The sequence below is a fragment of the Kocuria sp. WRN011 genome (genome assembly GCF_002295155.1).
GTDB lineage: Bacteria > Actinomycetota > Actinomycetes > Actinomycetales > Micrococcaceae > Kocuria > Kocuria carniphila.
Map to the genome: position 1 here is coordinate 344216 of NZ_NSGI01000001.1, position 15889 is coordinate 360104.

The 15889-nt window shown below is 64.6% G+C and carries 15 protein-coding genes and 1 tRNA gene; 6 read left to right on the plus strand and 10 right to left on the minus strand.

Features of this window, described 5'->3' with window-relative positions; translation table 11 throughout:
• Positions 1 to 50: 50 nt before the first annotated feature.
• A complete protein-coding gene (gene thiE / locus CKW39_RS01610) occupies positions 51 to 707 on the plus strand; it encodes a thiamine phosphate synthase (protein WP_095796644.1) in 657 nt (218 codons plus the stop codon).
• Here thiE and CKW39_RS01615 read toward each other — a convergent pair whose 3' ends face one another.
• The 4 genes from CKW39_RS01615 to CKW39_RS01630 all read right to left on the minus strand — a co-directional run bounded on the left by CKW39_RS01615 (position 708) and on the right by CKW39_RS01630 (position 3021).
• On the minus strand, positions 708 to 1127 hold the full coding sequence (locus tag CKW39_RS01615; RefSeq protein ID WP_254049224.1) for a thiol-disulfide oxidoreductase DCC family protein: 420 nt from the start codon (positions 1125 to 1127) through the stop codon (positions 708 to 710).
• Positions 1124 to 1978, minus strand: a complete 855-nt coding sequence (locus CKW39_RS01620; RefSeq protein WP_095796430.1) for a PhzF family phenazine biosynthesis protein — start codon at positions 1976 to 1978, stop codon at positions 1124 to 1126. The genes CKW39_RS01615 and CKW39_RS01620 overlap by 4 nt, the downstream gene beginning before the upstream one ends.
• Positions 1971 to 2882: an alpha/beta hydrolase gene (locus CKW39_RS01625; protein ID WP_158222897.1), complete on the minus strand. Its 912-nt coding sequence runs from the start codon at positions 2880 to 2882 to the stop codon at positions 1971 to 1973. Before CKW39_RS01625 ends, CKW39_RS01620 begins: the two co-directional genes overlap by 8 nt.
• 62 nt (positions 2883 to 2944) lie before the next feature.
• Positions 2945 to 3021 (minus strand) — tRNA-Pro (locus CKW39_RS01630).
• Between the two features lie 143 nt (positions 3022 to 3164).
• Between CKW39_RS01630 and CKW39_RS01635 the strand changes: the two genes are divergently transcribed.
• Entirely contained in the window at positions 3165 to 4433 is a 1269-nt protein-coding gene (locus CKW39_RS01635) for an MFS transporter (RefSeq protein ID WP_095796432.1), read from the plus strand.
• Between the two features lie 126 nt (positions 4434 to 4559).
• On the opposite strand, the gene CKW39_RS01640 is transcribed toward CKW39_RS01635, so the two are convergent.
• The 3 genes from CKW39_RS01640 to CKW39_RS01650 form a co-directional block, all read right to left on the minus strand.
• Positions 4560 to 7421, minus strand: a complete 2862-nt coding sequence (locus tag CKW39_RS01640) for an FAD-binding and (Fe-S)-binding domain-containing protein (RefSeq protein ID WP_095796433.1) — start codon at positions 7419 to 7421, stop codon at positions 4560 to 4562.
• A gap of 139 nt (positions 7422 to 7560) precedes the next feature.
• Complete coding sequence (locus CKW39_RS01645) at positions 7561 to 8466, minus strand: metallophosphoesterase (protein ID WP_371514521.1); 906 nt, start codon at positions 8464 to 8466, stop codon at positions 7561 to 7563.
• 5 nt (positions 8467 to 8471) lie between these two features.
• Complete coding sequence (locus CKW39_RS01650) at positions 8472 to 10613, minus strand: transglycosylase domain-containing protein (RefSeq protein WP_095796435.1); 2142 nt, start codon at positions 10611 to 10613, stop codon at positions 8472 to 8474.
• A gap of 116 nt (positions 10614 to 10729) precedes the next feature.
• On the opposite strand from CKW39_RS01650, the gene CKW39_RS01655 reads away from it, so the two are divergent.
• From CKW39_RS01655 to CKW39_RS01665, 3 genes are read left to right on the plus strand one after another with little or no spacing between them, the layout of a single operon-like run.
• On the plus strand, positions 10730 to 10924 hold the full coding sequence (locus CKW39_RS01655; RefSeq protein ID WP_095796646.1) for a hypothetical protein: 195 nt from the start codon (positions 10730 to 10732) through the stop codon (positions 10922 to 10924).
• Between the two features lie 31 nt (positions 10925 to 10955).
• The gene (locus tag CKW39_RS01660) at positions 10956 to 11435 is read left to right on the plus strand and encodes a RidA family protein (RefSeq protein ID WP_095796436.1); all 480 of its coding nucleotides are present in this window, start codon (positions 10956 to 10958) and stop codon (positions 11433 to 11435) included.
• Positions 11419 to 12345, plus strand: a complete 927-nt coding sequence (locus CKW39_RS01665; RefSeq protein ID WP_238663007.1) for a hypothetical protein — start codon at positions 11419 to 11421, stop codon at positions 12343 to 12345. Before CKW39_RS01660 ends, CKW39_RS01665 begins: the two co-directional genes overlap by 17 nt.
• A 78-nt stretch (positions 12346 to 12423) precedes the next feature.
• On the opposite strand, the gene CKW39_RS01670 is transcribed toward CKW39_RS01665, so the two are convergent.
• The gene (locus tag CKW39_RS01670) at positions 12424 to 13101 is read right to left on the minus strand and encodes a Crp/Fnr family transcriptional regulator (RefSeq protein WP_016996325.1); all 678 of its coding nucleotides are present in this window, start codon (positions 13099 to 13101) and stop codon (positions 12424 to 12426) included.
• Positions 13102 to 13351: 250 nt separating this feature from the next.
• Between CKW39_RS01670 and CKW39_RS01675 the strand changes: the two genes are divergently transcribed.
• Positions 13352 to 14536, plus strand: a complete 1185-nt coding sequence (locus tag CKW39_RS01675; RefSeq protein WP_095796438.1) for a MarP family serine protease — start codon at positions 13352 to 13354, stop codon at positions 14534 to 14536.
• On the opposite strand, the gene CKW39_RS01680 is transcribed toward CKW39_RS01675, so the two are convergent.
• A complete protein-coding gene (locus CKW39_RS01680; protein WP_095796439.1) occupies positions 14537 to 15361 on the minus strand; it encodes a glycine betaine ABC transporter substrate-binding protein in 825 nt (274 codons plus the stop codon).
• A gap of 10 nt (positions 15362 to 15371) precedes the next feature.
• Positions 15372 to 15836, minus strand: coding sequence for a type II 3-dehydroquinate dehydratase (gene aroQ / locus CKW39_RS01685; protein ID WP_095796440.1), 465 nt, complete (start codon positions 15834 to 15836; stop codon positions 15372 to 15374).
• Between the last annotated feature and the right edge of the window lie 53 nt (positions 15837 to 15889).

Below are 15889 nucleotides of genomic sequence, written 5' to 3' on the forward strand. Positions count from 1 at the left end.
ATGTGACCGGTACCTCTCAGTGTAACCGTGACCCGTGGCACCATGGCCACATGAGTGAGCAACAGAGTCAGGGAACCCGTAGGCGTGATGCGTTCGCGAATGCCAAGTTGTACGTGTGTGTCACGGCGCGAAAAGAGCGCGGTGACCTGCGGGAATTCCTGCATGCCGCGTACGAGGGCGGCGTGGACATCATCCAGCTGCGTGACAAGAAACTCGAAGCCGCGGCAGAGATCGAGGCCATCGAGGTGCTCGGCGAGGTTGCACGGGAACACGGCAAGCTGTTCGCGATCAATGATCGGGCAGACGTAGCGATGCTCACCGGTGCGGATGTTTTCCACGTGGGGCAGGGCGATCTCACCACCCCGCAGGCGCGCCAGTTGCTGGGCGATGACGTGATCATCGGCCGCTCGTGCCTGTCTCGTGAGCAAGTGGACGGAGCGATTGCGGACGAGGGCCTGGACTACTTCTGCACCGGACCCGTGTGGGAAACGCCCACCAAACCCGGACGTGCCGCCGTGGGGCTGGAACTGCCGAAGTATGCCGCGGAGCACGCGGGAGACAAGCCGTTCTTCGCCATCGGCGGGATTGACGCCGAGCGGTTGCCGTCCGTGCTCGAGACCGGCGCGTCACGGATCGTGGTGGTTCGGGCGGTCACGGATGCCACCGACCCGGAAGCTGCCGCTCGCGAGCTGCGGAAATTCTTGTAATTACGTAGTTCTGGGCTCGCAGTTTTCCGGGTGACATTCGCACCACGGCGTGACACCGGGGAACTTTCCGCGGTGATCCGCGACCCATTGGTACACGCGATCCTGGGCCGTTCGTACTGGTGGGATGCGGTAGAGCTTGCCAAAAATGCGGGTGCCGAGGGCGGTGTCCAGAGTCTCGGCTACGGCCGCTGCGCCGGCCGATGGTGTCCCGCCGACCACGGCCCAGACCGCAGTGTGAGCTTGTGATTCGGTGAGACCGAAGCGCTCCAGCACGTCAGGTTCCTGATACGCGTGGGTGCTGATGCGACGGTAACGGTCGAGTCTGTGCACCCACCCCACGGCGCGGGTGCAGAAGCCGCAGCGGCCGTCGAAAATCAGGTCCAGGTGCGCCTCGGTCGGTGTGACTTGTCGGTCGGTCACAGAAGCACCGACCCACTGATGCACGTGGTGCAGTGCCCACCCACCCAGACATTCTCAGCGGCATCCGACGTGACGGTCACGCGCCCGCGGCGCCCCATGGCCGTGCCTTGCTGGGCAAAGTACGACGACGCCGCCTGGCCGGTTCGCATGAGCCACTGCGCCAGGCTCGCGTTGAGACTTCCCGTGACGGGGTCTTCGTAGCCGCCGGTGCCGGTCACGAACGCGCGGACCTCGAACTGCTGCGGGCTGCTCTCCGGATAGGGGCCCACCACGCCGATCTTGTAATTCCCCAGCGCCGGGTAATCCGGTTCGATGGCCAGGACATCGTCTGCGGAGGGCAGCAAGACAGCTGCCCACCCCGGCCCGTTGTCGACCCACTGATGGGCCACGATCTCCTCGTCATCCAGACCCAGTCCCGCAGTGACCTGCTCCAGCATGGCGGGATCGAAGTTTCCCGAGCGCGAGGTGGGCGGGGCGGCAAAGGTCAGAGCGCCGTCGTCGGTGGGGCGGACCTCGACCAGGCCCGCGGTGCATTCCTGAACAATGACGTCGCGGGAGCGAGGGGTATTACCCGCCTCGAGCCAGGCGTGGGCCGAGCCGAGCGTGGGGTGACCCGCGAAGGGGAGTTCACCGCCGGGAGTCCAGATGCGTAGCCGGTAATCGGCGTCTGGCGAGGTGGGCGGCAGGACGAACGTGGTTTCGGACAGGTGGGTCCACCGCGCGAAGCGGGCCATGTCCTGGTCGCCGAGGTCCGTGCCGTCGAGGACGACCGCCACCGGATTGCCCATGTAGGGCTCACGGGAGAAGACATCGACCTGGGCGAACGGGCGCTGGCGCTGCTGATCAGTCATGGGTCGATTCCATCACATGCTTGACTGCGCGCATCATCTGTTCGAAACCCGGTTCCTCCACCGGAAAGTGTCCGGCGTTCTCCAGCAGCCGCCACGACTTGTGGGCACCAATGCGTTCGAAGAACGGGCGGCTGATCTCCAGCGGGGTCCAACGGTCGTCACCGGGGTGGAGGAGTAGCACGGGCGTGTCCGTGAAGTCCTCAGGTTCGATCAGGGGCGCAGATTCCATGTAGCTGCGTATCCAGCCCAGAGGCACACGGCCACCGCCGCCGCGCCGGTCTCTGACGACCTCACGTACCAGTCCCGGATCGTTGGAGATGTGCCGGATGTCCGCGATCCAACGGATCGGCACGCGCAGGTTGGCAGGTGGCCCTTGCACCAACTTCAAAAATGGCCCGGTGAGTCGTGCCAGCAAGGGATGCCACGTCAACCGCGCCCGCACACGGGGATCACGCGGATCCAGAAGGCACGTGACGATCAGACGAGCGGCGAGACCTGTGGCCGCGGCGGCGTCGTAAGCCAAAAGCCCACCCATGCTGGCACCCAGGATGATCAGGGGGCGCTCGTCTTCCTCCGCGCGAAGCAGGTCGATCAGGAGTTCGCGCCAATCGTCGTAGCGGATGCGCTCCGGGCGATCGGTAACGGTCATGCCGTAGCCGGGGAGGTCCGGCACCGTGACATGGGCCCCGAGCGAGGCGAAGTGCGCGGCGTACGGCCAGAAGGCATCGCTGTTCCCGCCGGCGCCGTGAACCAGGAGGATGCGTACCGGCGCGTCCGGGGCACCCACGCGGTCCAGGTGGACCTGGGAGTCACGCCAATGCCAGGTGTCGTGGGAACGGCGGATGTCCTGGCCGTTCACGGCCGGAACATGCTTCTCGTAGCGGCGGTCATGCGGAGTGGTCACTGCAGCCTTCCGATATGAAAAAATCCCCTTGCCGTCACGGATCGTGATGACAAGGGGATCGTTGGTCGGGATGACAGGATTTGAACCTGCGACCTCGTCGTCCCGAACGACGCGCGCTACCAAGCTGCGCCACATCCCGAAATTTGCAGGCGTGCCCGCAAACAACTGCTCCAGCTTAGCGGCAGGGGAGCGTGAATGTGAAATCCAGTGGCGGACTCGAACGTGCCGGCTGTCCACGACTTACTGACCACAGTGTCGGGAATCACAGGTAAGGTCCCCTATATGAATGCGCGGCCCGCCTCCGGTGACAACAACTCCCCGTCGAAGAGCAGCCCCATCACTTCTCGCACCTGGATCCGCGTGGGACTCGCAATGTTCGCGGTGGGTTTCGGAACTAACCTCTTCGCGCCGATGCTCGAGGTCTACCGAGATCAGGACGGCATTTCGGAAGCCTCCGTAACCGCGATGTTCGGCATCTACGCGGCGGGACTGGTGCCCGCGCTCCTGATCTTCGGCCCCGTGTCCGACCACTACGGCCGCCGCGCCGTGGTGCGACCGGCACTGATTCTCGTGGCGGTGGCATCAGGAATCCTCGCGGCCGGCAGCCAAGCGCCCGAGTGGGTGCTGTACGTGGGCCGGTGGATCATGGGCTTCGGTGTGGGCATGGCCATGTCCTCGGGCTCGGCGTGGATCAAACAGCTGTCCGTGGACCGCCCGACCGCCGGCCCGCGTCGCGCGACCATTGTGCTCTCGGCCGGTTTCGGCGGCGGACCGCTCATCGCGGGCCAGTTCGCGGAGTTCTTGCCGGGTCCGCAAATCACGCCCTACCTCCTGCACATCGCACTGGTCGCGGTGACCATTCCGCTCGTGTGGGGTGTCCCCGAAACGCAGTTCCCCGTGGAAGGGCGCATCAAGCGGCCACCGCTCGTGCCGCGTATTGCGCTGACGGGTCGGTTCTTCTGGGCGGTCGCCGCGTGGGCCCCGTGGGTCTTCGGTACGGCAACCGTCGCGTTCACGAGCATCCCCGGTTTCGTCACGGACAACGTCGAATACCCGGTCGCCTACCTCGGCCTGATCTCCGGCGTGGGCATGTTCTCGGGTGTCTTCATCCAGCCGGTCGCCGCGAAGCTCGCCTCGTACGGCTGGTTGCCACTCTCGGTCGTGGGCCTTGGCGCCGCGAGTGTCGGCCTGGTGCTGGGCGCCGTCGCGATCGAGGTGGACAGCGCACTGTTGGTGATTCCGGCCGCGATCATCCTGGGCTGCAGCTACGGCATCATGATGGTTTCCGGTCTGCGCGAGGTGGAGATCATTGCCGAACCCCACGAATTGGGTGCGCTCATCGGCGTCTTCTACACCCTCACCTACACCGGATTCGCGGTGCCGTTCGTGCTTGCCGTTCTGGGTCCCTTTGTGGGCGATCTCTTCGGCATCGGCCCGGTCCGTGGCTTCATCGCATGCCTGGCCTTCGGCGTGGTCGTGTGCCTCGTCTCGACCGTTCCGGTGGCGCGGGCAGCCTCACGAGCCGTACCGCACCCGCGTCGCGAAGTCTGACGACGCCGCTCGCTCACGCCATCGACATAGCTCCCGACTCGCGGGCCGGCTGTTCACCAACGTGCGTCCCGAGAGAGCGGTGCCACCCCACGAACGACGCCGCTCTGGGGCCAAGCCTGCTTAGCGTCACCTACTCACGCGCTCGAGCACTTGCAACACATGCTCGTAGGGTTTGCCGGTGGCTTCGGTCATGCCCTGCTCGCACGTGCGGTTGAGGGAAACGTAGGCATCGTAGTAGGTGCCGTTCACCTCGGCAGCTTCCGGGGCCGTGGCGGCCGCGGTGAGCTCGGGGTGCAGCATGCCGCGATCGCCGGCGTAGCCACAGCAACCCCAGGCGAAGGGAACGGTGGCTCGTTCCGCTGCAGCATTGGCCAGCCGCATCAGGTGGTCGTTGATGCCCAGCTGAACCGACGAGCACGTGGGGTGGACGGCCACAGAACGCAACGGGTCAGATACGGCGATCCGATCAAGCACATGCTCCGAGACGAATTCCACGGCGTCCACGAAACGCAGCGGTGCGTACTTCTCGGACTCCGCCGCCAAGGTCTGCATGGTCTCCAACCCCTCGGTGCACGAGGATGCATCACACACCACCGGCAACCGACCGTGACCCGATGTCTCCCACAGCGTCTCCAGCGTGCGGTGGGACATGGTCTTGTAGCCGGTGGGTAGGCCCTTGGACTTCCAGGGTGTGCCGCAGCACGTGGCGGTGATGCCCTCGGGGATGCTCACGTGCACACCCGCCCGTTGGCACAGTTTCAGGAACGCTTCGGACACCGACGGTCCCGAGCCATCCACCGTGCCGAACATGGCACCGATGCACGCGGGGAAGAACACGGCCCGGGCTTGTTCGGCAGGAACGTTCGCGGGCGACGTCGTCAAGAAATCCCGCGATCGGCCGCCCGCCGGGAGTTGAGGCGTGTACTGCGGAACGTTGTCCGCGCCCACCACGGCACGGGCCACCGTGGTCGCACTGACCGGCAATGCGGCGGGCAGTCGCTTGGCCACGGACAACGCGAAGGCTGCGCCGGGTGCCGTCACGGACCACGAGCGTGCCAGGCCCGCCCACACGAAATCGGCGACCTTTGAGTGGTTCTCGGAGCGCAGCCGACGCACCAGGTCGCCGGTGTTGATGTGCACCGGGCACGCGGTCACACACATGCCGTCCACGGCGCAGGTGTCCAGCCCGGCGTAGTCGTACTCGCGGGACAATCGGGTGGCCAACTCGTGCTTGCCTGCCAACTCCGCCTCCGCGATCTCGCGGCGCCCGGCAATGCGCTGCCGCGGCGTGAGCGTGAGATTCTGCGACGGACAGACCGGTTCGCAGTACCCGCACTCCACACACCGGTCGACCTCCTCTTCAACGGTGGGCGCCGTCTTGAGGTCGCGCAGATACGCGGTGGGGTCATCAGTGAGGATCACGCCCGGGTTGAACCGGTAGGCGGGATCGATCAGTTGCTTGAGTTCGAGCATCACAGCGTAGAGCTCATCGCCGTACTGCCGTCGCACGAACGGCGCCATGATGCGCCCGGTACCGTGCTCGGCCTTGAGCGCGCCGCCGCGATCAAGCACGAGATCCACCATGTCCTCGGTGAAGCGTTCATAGCGCTTGAGCTGCTTGGGGTCCGTGAACTGCTCGTTGAGCATGAAGTGCACGTTGCCGTCCTTGGCGTGCCCGAAAATCACCGAGTCCTCGTAGCCGTGCGCGTCGAACAGCGCAGTCAATTCCTCGCACGTCTCACCCAACTGCGGCACCGGCACCACGATGTCCTCGAGCAGCGCATTGGAACCGGTCGGCCGGTTGCCGGCCACTGTTGTATAGAGGCCCTTGCGCACGGTCCAGAGGCTCGCGCGTTCCTTGGGGTCGGTGGCCAGCTGCGCGGGACTTTCCAACCCCAGGTTTTCGAACAACGACGACGCCGCCCGCGCTTGGTCCCGGACCTCGGCTTCCGAATCCGCCTGGTATTCCACGAGCAGCGCGGCCTGTTGGTCCACGGAGATGTCCATGATCACCGGAGGAGCCTGGCCGGTGCGTTGGGAGACCTTCAACGAGGTGGCGTCGAGGAGTTCGACGGTGGCGGAATGGACATCCACCAACTGCGGAACGGAGCTCGTAGCCGCCACCACCGTGGGGAACACGAGCAGGCCGGTGGCCACGAACCGATGAATGGGAACGGTGCGGAAGACCGCCTCAGCCACGAAACCGAGCGTGCCTTCCGAACCAATCATGAGGTGCTCGAGGACCCGCACCGGTTCCTCGAAGTCGACGAACGAGTTGAGCCCGTAGCCCATCGTGTTCTTCATGGCGAACAATCGCTCGATGGTGCGCACCGACTCGGGGTTCTCCACGACCCTGCGTCGCAGCCTGAGTAGACCCTCATGAAGTTCGGGTTCGGCGGCACGCAACTGGGAGTCCGCATCCGGGGCCGCAGTGTTGATCACTGTTCCGGAGGGCAGCACCACGGTCATGGATTCCAGGGTGCGGTAGGTGTTGAACTCGGTGCCGCACGCCATCCCTGATGAGTTGTTGGCCACCACACCGCCCACGGTGCATGCGGCCTCACTCGCGGGATCCGGACCCAGCTTGTACCCGTGGGGAGCCAGGCGGGCATTGACCTGCCGGATGGTTACCCCGGGCTGAACGCGCACCCGGGCACCGTTGTCCAGGACCTCGACGTCGCGGAAATGGCGGCGCGTGTCCACGAGAACCTGATCGGTGACGGCCTGCCCGGACAGCGACGTACCGCCCGAGCGCAACGTGAGACCCAGCCCGTGTCGAGCGGCGGCCGCGAACATACTGCCCACGTGCTCTGCGCTCTGGGGGCGTACCACTGCTTGCGGTTGCAGCAAATAGTGGGATGCGTCATGAGCCAGAACGCGGCGTTCCAGCTCGCTCTCGGCAATCGCGGTCGTACCGCATGCCTCGCGCACCTGCGCCACGAAACGCTCGGTGGCGGTGATGGATTGTTCCTGAACGGGTGCGCTCATCTGATGCTCCTGCCGGGTGTGACGGTCCTGACACCCATTGTAAGACCACAGGCCGACATGCACTCGGCACTGCCACCGGAAGCGTGGTTCTTGACAGTCAGAGGGCCGGCCGATCGAAGTCAGGCGGCGTCGGCGGGTCTTAGTCCGTGAGCGTGACCAGCACCGCTTGGGGAGGGCAGAACAACCGCACAGGGGCGAAACGGGATTCGCCGAGCCCTTGCGAAATATTGACTGGCACGCCGCGGTGATCGATCAGGCCTTTGCACAGGGCGGGGTCCAGGTCACAGTTGCTCACCAGAGCGCGGCCGCCAGGGAGGCAGACCTGCCCGCCGTGCGTATGTCCGGCGAAGATGAGGTCCGCACCGTCCGCGACGAACCGATCCAGGGTTCGCAGGTATGGGGCGTGCGCCACGCCGATGCGGAGGGCGGCGGCGTCGTCATCAGAAGGTGTCTCCGGGAAACCGGGATGGCGGTCGTACGCGAGGTGCGGATCGTCCACACCCGAGAAGTCGAGCACCGTGTCCCGCACGCGCAGGCGATTGTGGCGATTGATCAGGCCGGTCCAGCCAGCGGCGTCGAAGGCGCGGTGCATGTCCGCGGTGGGCAGACGTGTGTTGTCCGTCGGATCTTCGCTGGCAGTGGTCTTCCACAGGTACCGGAAGGGGTTCTTCAGCTCCGGCGCGAAATAGCAGTTGGAACCGGGAACATACACGCCCGGGAACTCGAAGAGCGGCTCGAGGATCTCCAGCAGATAGGGCAGCGCCCGCATGTGGGACAGGTTGTCGCCCGTGTCGATCACCAGGTCCGGACGAAGTGCCGCCAGCGATTGGACGAAACGTTTTTTGGATTCCTGGCCGGGAACCGTGTGTAGGTCGGAAATGTGCAGGATCCGCAACGGCCTGGAGCCCGCGGGGAGCACCCGCAGCGTCTCGTGCCGCAACTGGAACCGGCGCCGTTCGCCGAAGACCGCCCACGCGGCGGTGCCCGCGCCCACGGCACTTACTCCTGCGGTAAGTGCGGTGGCTGCGCGGGCACCGTTACTCATGGAACTCATTTGTCTGTGGACAGTACGCGGGACGGCGGATCCGAGAACTCGGACGTGTCGTAATCGCGGGCCACGTCACGCATGTAGTTCTCCCACTGAGCACCGGCGTACGTGGAGCCGTCCACCCAGTCGGTGTCGGTGCCACCCGTGCGGCCGCCGATCGACAGACCGTTCAACGAACGAGAACCCAACTCGTAGTTACCGACCCACGAGGCGGTGGAGAGGCCCTTGGTGTAGCCCATCATCCAGGTCTGGGTGGAGTTGTCGGTGGTGCCGGTCTTGGCTGCAGAGGCACCCGGGAGCCCGATTTCACGCTGCCAACCGGAACCGCGCGTCAGGGTCTGGTTCAGGGTGTAATTCACGCCCTGCGCCACTTCCTGTTTGATGGCGCGTTCACACTTGTCTGCGGGGACGTCGTAGGTCTTGCCGGTGAAGTCCTCGACCTTGGTCATAGAGCGGACTTCACACATCACGCCATCGTTGGCGAAGGCCGAGAATGCACGAGCCATGGTCATGGGCGCGATGTCCACCGAACCGCCCAGCAGCGAGGACAGGATGGTCGTGTCCACGGGTTCACCGGTCTTGCCGTCGTGGATGCCCAACTGCTCGGAGATCTCACCGATGTCGCACAGGTCCAGATCGGCAGCCATGGCGAACAGCGCGGAGTTGATCGAGTTGTACAGGCCGTAGTCGACCTGCATCCGACGCTCGTAACCGCGCTCCGCGTTCTGGAACTCGAAACCGTTGCCGTCGTCGCCGGGCTCGTACTTCACGCCGCCGGGCAGGCAGGATGCGCGCCACTTGTAGTCGGCCGGGTAGTGCGTGCGGCTCGCGTCAATGGTGGCCTTCACGCCCTTACCCGCGTTGATCCACTGGGCCAGGGTCAGCGGCTTGTAGGTCGAACCCACCTGGAAGCCACCGGCACCACCCATCGTGGTGTCCACGTTGAAGTTGTAGGTGGTGTTGGAGTCGCCCTCGGCACCGGAGTAAAAGGTGTTCTGTGCCATCGATGCGATGTGACCGTTCTCGGGCTCCAAGGACACCAGGGCAGTGGAGACGTTGTCCGGGTTGTTGTCACGCGGCTGGGTCTTGTTGACCTCGCGCTCGGCGGCGCGCTGCGCGTTCATGTCCAGCGTGGTGTGGATGGTCAGGCCGCCGCGCTGCAGGGTGGCCAGACGCTCGTCCGGGGTGGCACCGAAGGCCTCGGACTGCATGAACTCGTTCTGCACGTAATCGCAGAAGTACGGTGCGGTTTCAGCGGCAGTGCAGCCGGAATTGCTCGTGTGGATGTCCAGATCCAGGGGAGCCGCAACGGCCTGATCGTGTTGCTGCTGCGTAATGGAACCGGTCTGCAGCATGGTGTCGAGCACCAGGTTGCGACGCTGTTCGGAGGCTTCCGGGTTCGCTTGAGGGTTGTAGTAGTTGGGGGACTGGACCATGCCGGCCAGGACTGCCGACTGCTGAATGTCCAACTCGGACGCCGGGATGCCCCAGAAGTACTGGGCTGCGGCCTCGACACCGTAGTTCTGGCCACCGAACAAGACAATGTTGAGGTAGCCCTCCAAGATCTCGTCCTTGGACATCTCCTGTTCCATGGACAGTGCGAGCTTGATCTCCTTGATCTTGTCCACCACGCTCTTGTCGGAACCAATGGTGCTGGCCTGCTCGCCGGCACGGACCTGCTGGTCGATGAGCAGGTTGTTCACGTACTGCTGAGTGATGGTGGAGGCACCCTGACGGGCACTCGGGCGCAAGATGTTGTTGCCCATGGCGCGCACGATACCGCCGGTGTCCACGCCACCGTGCTCATAGAAGTCACGGTCCTCAATGGCCAGGATGGCATCCTGCATGTGCGGGGACATGTCCGCCAGCTCGACCGGTTCACGGTTCTGAGCGAAGAACGTCGCAATTTCGGTTCCGTCGCGAGCGACCACCGTGGAGGAGCGGGACAGCGGACCCATCTCCATCTCATCCGGGAGGGACTTGAACCATCCGATGGAAGCGTTGGAAGCCATGCCAACTGCCGCTGCGGGCGGAACGAGTAACCCTGCTGCCACGATGCCTGCGACGACTGCGGTGGCGAGGAAAGCCACAACGTTGCCGAAGACCGAGGTGGACTCGGAGTCCGAATTCTTGCGTGATGCCATTGCGCCAGTGTACAAGCCAGGACTGGAAGCAAGTGTGCACCAGAGAGCACTGTCACAGTGGTTCGCCAGCAAACTTTGAACGGACATGACCGGAGCCTGGCACTAGGGTGGTGACCATGACCACTTGGGAGTATGCAACCGTTCCGCTCATGATCCACGCTACTAAGCAGATCCTCGACAACTGGGGTGACGACGGCTGGGAGTTGGTGACCGTCCTGCCGGGCACTCAGGCCGCCGATGTTCCCGCCGGTAACGTCAACGCACCGGTCCAGACCAACCCCATCGCGTATTTCAAGCGACCCAAGAACTGATCGACCTGCATCGAAAGGGCCACCCAGAACCATGAGCAGCTCGATTGAAGAACGCATCAAAGAACTAGGACTCACCCTGCCCGAGGTGTCCGCGCCGGTGGCGGCTTACGCTCCCGCCGCGGTCTCGGGCAAGTACGTCTACACCGCGGGTCAACTGCCGTTCGTCGACGGCGCTCTGCCCGCCACGGGCGTGGTGAGCGAGACCGAGGGTGAGAACCACGTCAGCCCGGAACGCGCCAAGGAATTGGCCGCGCGCTCGGCCCTCAATGCCGTGGCGGCCGTCAAGGCCGAGATCGAAGACCTGGACCGCGTGGTCCGAGTTGTGAAGGTCACCGGGTTCGTGGCCTCGGCCCCCGATTTCTACGGTCAGCCCGGCGTGATCGATGGCGCATCCACGCTCCTGGGCGACATCTTCGGAGAAAAGGGTAAGCATGCCCGTTCAGCGGTGGGTGTGAGTGTGCTACCGCTGAACTCGCCCGTGGAGGTCGAACTGATTGTCGAGTTCAGCTAACACCACGGCTCGCGGGTCGGCCGAACGGTTGTTCCACGTTCCGCAGGCGCATCGGAAGGCCGCGTTGGCCTGGTTGGATCGGGGCGTGGGAATCCACGGTTCGGCCCCCAGGCACGCGTCCTCCGTAGTGGTGGTCCGCGATGGCGACCACGGTGTGGAAGCGCTGATGATGTTCCGCCCGGATCGGCCGTCATTTGGACAGCTTTCCTTCCCCGGCGGGCTCCTGGAACCCAGTGACGACGAACCGCTCATCTGGTCCGGACCTCGCCCCACCGAGTGGGCCAACAAGCTCGGCTCGGATGATATCGGCCTGGCTCGTCGAGCCGTGGTCGCCGCTGCACGGCGGGTGTTCGTGGAAACAGGGTTGCTCTTCGCCGGTTCCGAGGGCGACGGCATAGCCGAGCACGTGGACGGCGCGGACTGGATGCTGGCGCGTCAACAACTCTCGGACCTGGACATCTCTTTCGCCGGGGTCCTGTCCAACAGGGTGTTCGCCTTCAGAACCGAACTGCTGCGTCCGCTTGCTCGCTGGATGACCTCCGACTTCGTCCACCAGCGCGTGGACCTGAGATACTTCGCCGCGGTGCTCCCCGTGGGGCAGCGGTGTTCGCCCCTGAAAACCCGCGCCAGGGACTCATGGTTGGGGTGGGTTGATGCCGCGACCCTGCTTGAGCATCCCCACGACACTGCGGTACCCGCACTCTTTGCGGACCGGAACGCTCAGCACGGAGAATCCGGCCAGGAGTTCAATCTGGGAGAAGTGGCCACCCCGGGTGTCCAGACGATCCTCGGCATGATCGCGCGGGCGAATTCGGCCATTGCTTTCCTCAGCGCCCGCCGGGACATGACCGTTCAAACCCCGTCATTGGATGTTCGAAACGGTGACCCGGTGCTCGTACTGAACAACTGAAAACGCCGCGGCACCCGAGTGGGTGCCGCGGCGTCGTCGGCGGGTCGGCGCGTGACACGCGACCGCCGCGCGGAAGTCTTAGCGCGAACGCTGCTTGAGGCGCTGCAGGTCCAGGATGACCACGGCGCGCGCCTCCAGACGGATCCAACCGCGCTGTACGAACTCGGCCAGGGCCTTGTTCACGGTTTCACGGGAAGCGCCCACGAGCTGAGCCAGCTCTTCCTGGGTGAGCTCGTGAGCCACCAGGATGCCGTCCGTTGCGGGGCGGCCGAAGCGGTCCGCGAGGTCGAGCAGTGCCTTGGCGACGCGGCCCGGAACGTCCGAGAAGACCAGATCGGCCAGGTTCTCGTTGGTGCGGCGTAAGCGGCGGGCCAAAGCCTGCAGCAACTGCGCGGAGACCTCCGGGGAGCGGGTGATGACCTTGCGCAGGTTCTCGTGCTTCAACCCGGCCAAGCGCGTCTCGGACACGGCGGTTGCCGACGTGGAGCGGGGGCTCGGGTCGAACAAAGCCATCTCCCCGAAGATCTCACCCGGGCCCATGATGGCCACCAGGTTCTCGCGGCCGTCGCTGGCGGTGCGGCCCAGCTTGATCTTGCCGGAAATGATGAAGTAGAGCTGATCTCCGGGATCGCCTTCGTAGAAGAGGGCGGAGCCGCGGGAGAGGTCAACCTCGGTGATCTCCTCGGTCAGCGCGGAAAAAGCTTCATCGTCCAGTGAAGCAAACAGCGGGGCGCGGCGGAGGACGTCGGTATCCAAGGTGGTTCTCCTCAACAGTTGGGGGTGCGCCGACTGAAGGCGCTATTTGTCACCATCGTAACGAGTTTCACACTTGACGGGGCTGACAAGCCCTTGCGCTGAGTGTGAACGCATCGTGTGACGGGTTTATGACGGTCTGTGATCAGCGTAACGCACGGCCCGGTTTCACGGTTTTCTCAGACCCGAGCCCTAAGCTCACTAACTACTTGTCTCCCGCCCGCAGCCTGCGGCGCGACCTCGAAGGACGTACATGAACCTGGCCCTTAACCTGCTCGACATCATTTTGGTGATGGTGTTGGTGGGCTACCTGATCGCTGGGCTGTCCAGGGGTTTCTTCCGCTCGCTCGCCTCACTGGTGGGCTTTGTGCTCGGCGCTGTGGCCGCGTTCTGGGCGGGGCCATGGATCTCCGCGCAGGTGGGTTCCGAGCTGCGCATCCCCTTTGTTCTCGTCACGGTGCTGGGTCTCCTGGTTCTCGGGCAGATTTTGGGCGGACTTGTCGGAAACTTTCTGGCACGTCTTACCGAAAAGACAGGTTTGGGTGTGTTGGACCGTATTGGCGGCGGCGTTCTGAACGTTGCCGTTGCGGCCATCGTGCTGGCGCTGCTCGGTTCTCTAGTGGGCCAGTTGGGTATGCCGTCTCTGTCGCAACAGGTGGCGAGTTCCTCCGTGCTGCGCACCATTGAGAAGTACACGCCGGAGCCGGTCCGTGAGGCCATGACCCACACGCGCGACGCCGTGAGTGGTTCCCAGGGCATCCGCCAACTCGATTCTCTGCTGTTCCCCGTTGAGGCGGCCCCCGAACCGGAGCAGACCACCGACTCCAACGCGGTGGAGGCCGCGGGCCAGTCCGTGGTGCAGGTTTACGGCACCGCGGATCAATGCGCACAGAACCAGACCGGTTCAGGGTTCGTGGCCGCGTCCGGACTGGTCGTCACCAATGCCCACGTGGTGGCCGGTGTCGATCAGCCCGTGGTGCAAACCCGCGACGGTCGCGTGTATCAGGCCCACGCCGTGCAGTACGACGACGCTTCGGACCTCGCCGTGCTCTACGCCCCGGATCTGCCGGAGGCACCTTTGCCCATGAGCAATTCGGTGGAGCGAGGCCAACAGGTTTCCTTCGCTGGGTACCCGCTGGGCGGTCCGTACACGGTGCGCCCGGCAACGATCCAGGGTGAGGCGTTCGCCCCGGTCCAGAACGTGACCACCGGTGACACTCTCTCGCGCAGCATCATCCAGATCGCGGGTCGTGTGGAACAGGGCAACTCCGGCGGACCCATGTTGGACGCCAACGGCAACGTGGTGGGCGTGATCTTCGCCAAGGCAGTGGAGGGCGAGGCCGGCTACGCGATTCCCATGGAGCAGGTCACCACCATTCTGGAAGCCGCGGCAGGGTCGACCGCCCCGATTGCCACCGGCGAGTGCGTGATGTCCTGATCAGGCGAACCAGCCGTTGACCGTTTCAGGATTACGTTCCATCCAGTCCCGAGCCGCTTGCAACGGATCCTTGCCGTCCAGGTTCACGGCGCGATCCATTTCATTGACGGCCTCTAGCGGGTAATTGATCCGGGCCACCACGCGGCGAGTTTCCTCCGGAAGGTTGTCCCAGCTCTGGCGGTACGCCAAGAGCGACGCACGATCGGGTGCGGGGAACGCCCCGAGCGGATCGGCCAGCGGGCGCAGCTCGTACACGTCATTGAGGTACTGCGGCTGCCACAGGGGAGTGGCGAACCAATCCCCGGCCTTCATGCGCTGGTTGACGGTGTCGATGATGGCCTGCAGGTCACCGATCTCCTGATGCCAGCCGAGCGAGGCCAAACCGTAGGACTCGATGAGCTGCTCGGAGCGCATGGTCAACCCCGCGCCGGAAGTGGTGCCCTGCACGGTGAGCGTGGTCATCCGTTCGGCCACCCCGGGCTTGGCCAGGTCCTCGAGCGAGAAGACCAGATCCTCTGGGATGTAAGCCGGAACGGCCCAGTAGAACATGCAGCCCTCGTAGAGCACGGCGGCTTCGACCGCATTGTCCTTGACCTGTTCCCAGTAGACCTCGTGCCCGTCGGGCAGCCAGGCGTCCGCGAACAGATCCATCTCACCGGCGGCCAGTTGCGGATACATCTCCGGGTGCGGTCCTTCGACCACGTCCACGGTGTGGCCCAGTCGCACCAAGACCTCCTCCACCACGGCGGCCGCTACCTGGTGGAAGGATTCGTCGATGCGTCCGTAGACCAGACGAGCGTTCGAAGACTGTTCAGCGGTGGTCATGGAGAGGGTCCTAACTGGTCGACGTGGACGAAGTCTTGTGAAGTTCGTTGGCCACGACCTGCACGCCCAGCTCGTACCCGAGCACACCGGCACCGGCGATGACGGCCGTGGCCTGCGGGGACACGAAGGAGACGTGGCGGAATGATTCGCGCTGGTGCACATTGGAAATGTGGACTTCCACAATCGGGATTTCGCACATCTCCAGGGCGTCATGCACGGCGATCGAGTAGTGGGTGAGGGCCGCGGGATTGATCACGATTCCACACGCATCGGTGCGCGCCCGCTGGATCCATTCCACGATCTGGCCTTCGTAATTGGACTGTTCGAAGATCACGTCCAGTCCGTACTCGGAAGCCTTCGCGCGCACGTTGGCTTCAACGTCCGCGAGGGTGGTGTGGCCGTAGATCTCGGGCTTGCGCGTTCCGAGGGTGTTCAGGTTGGGGCCGTTCAACACGAAGATCGGGAGCTCGCTCATGCTCCCATTCAACACGACTTCAACGCGACGACGCCGCTCGGCGACCGTTTCGG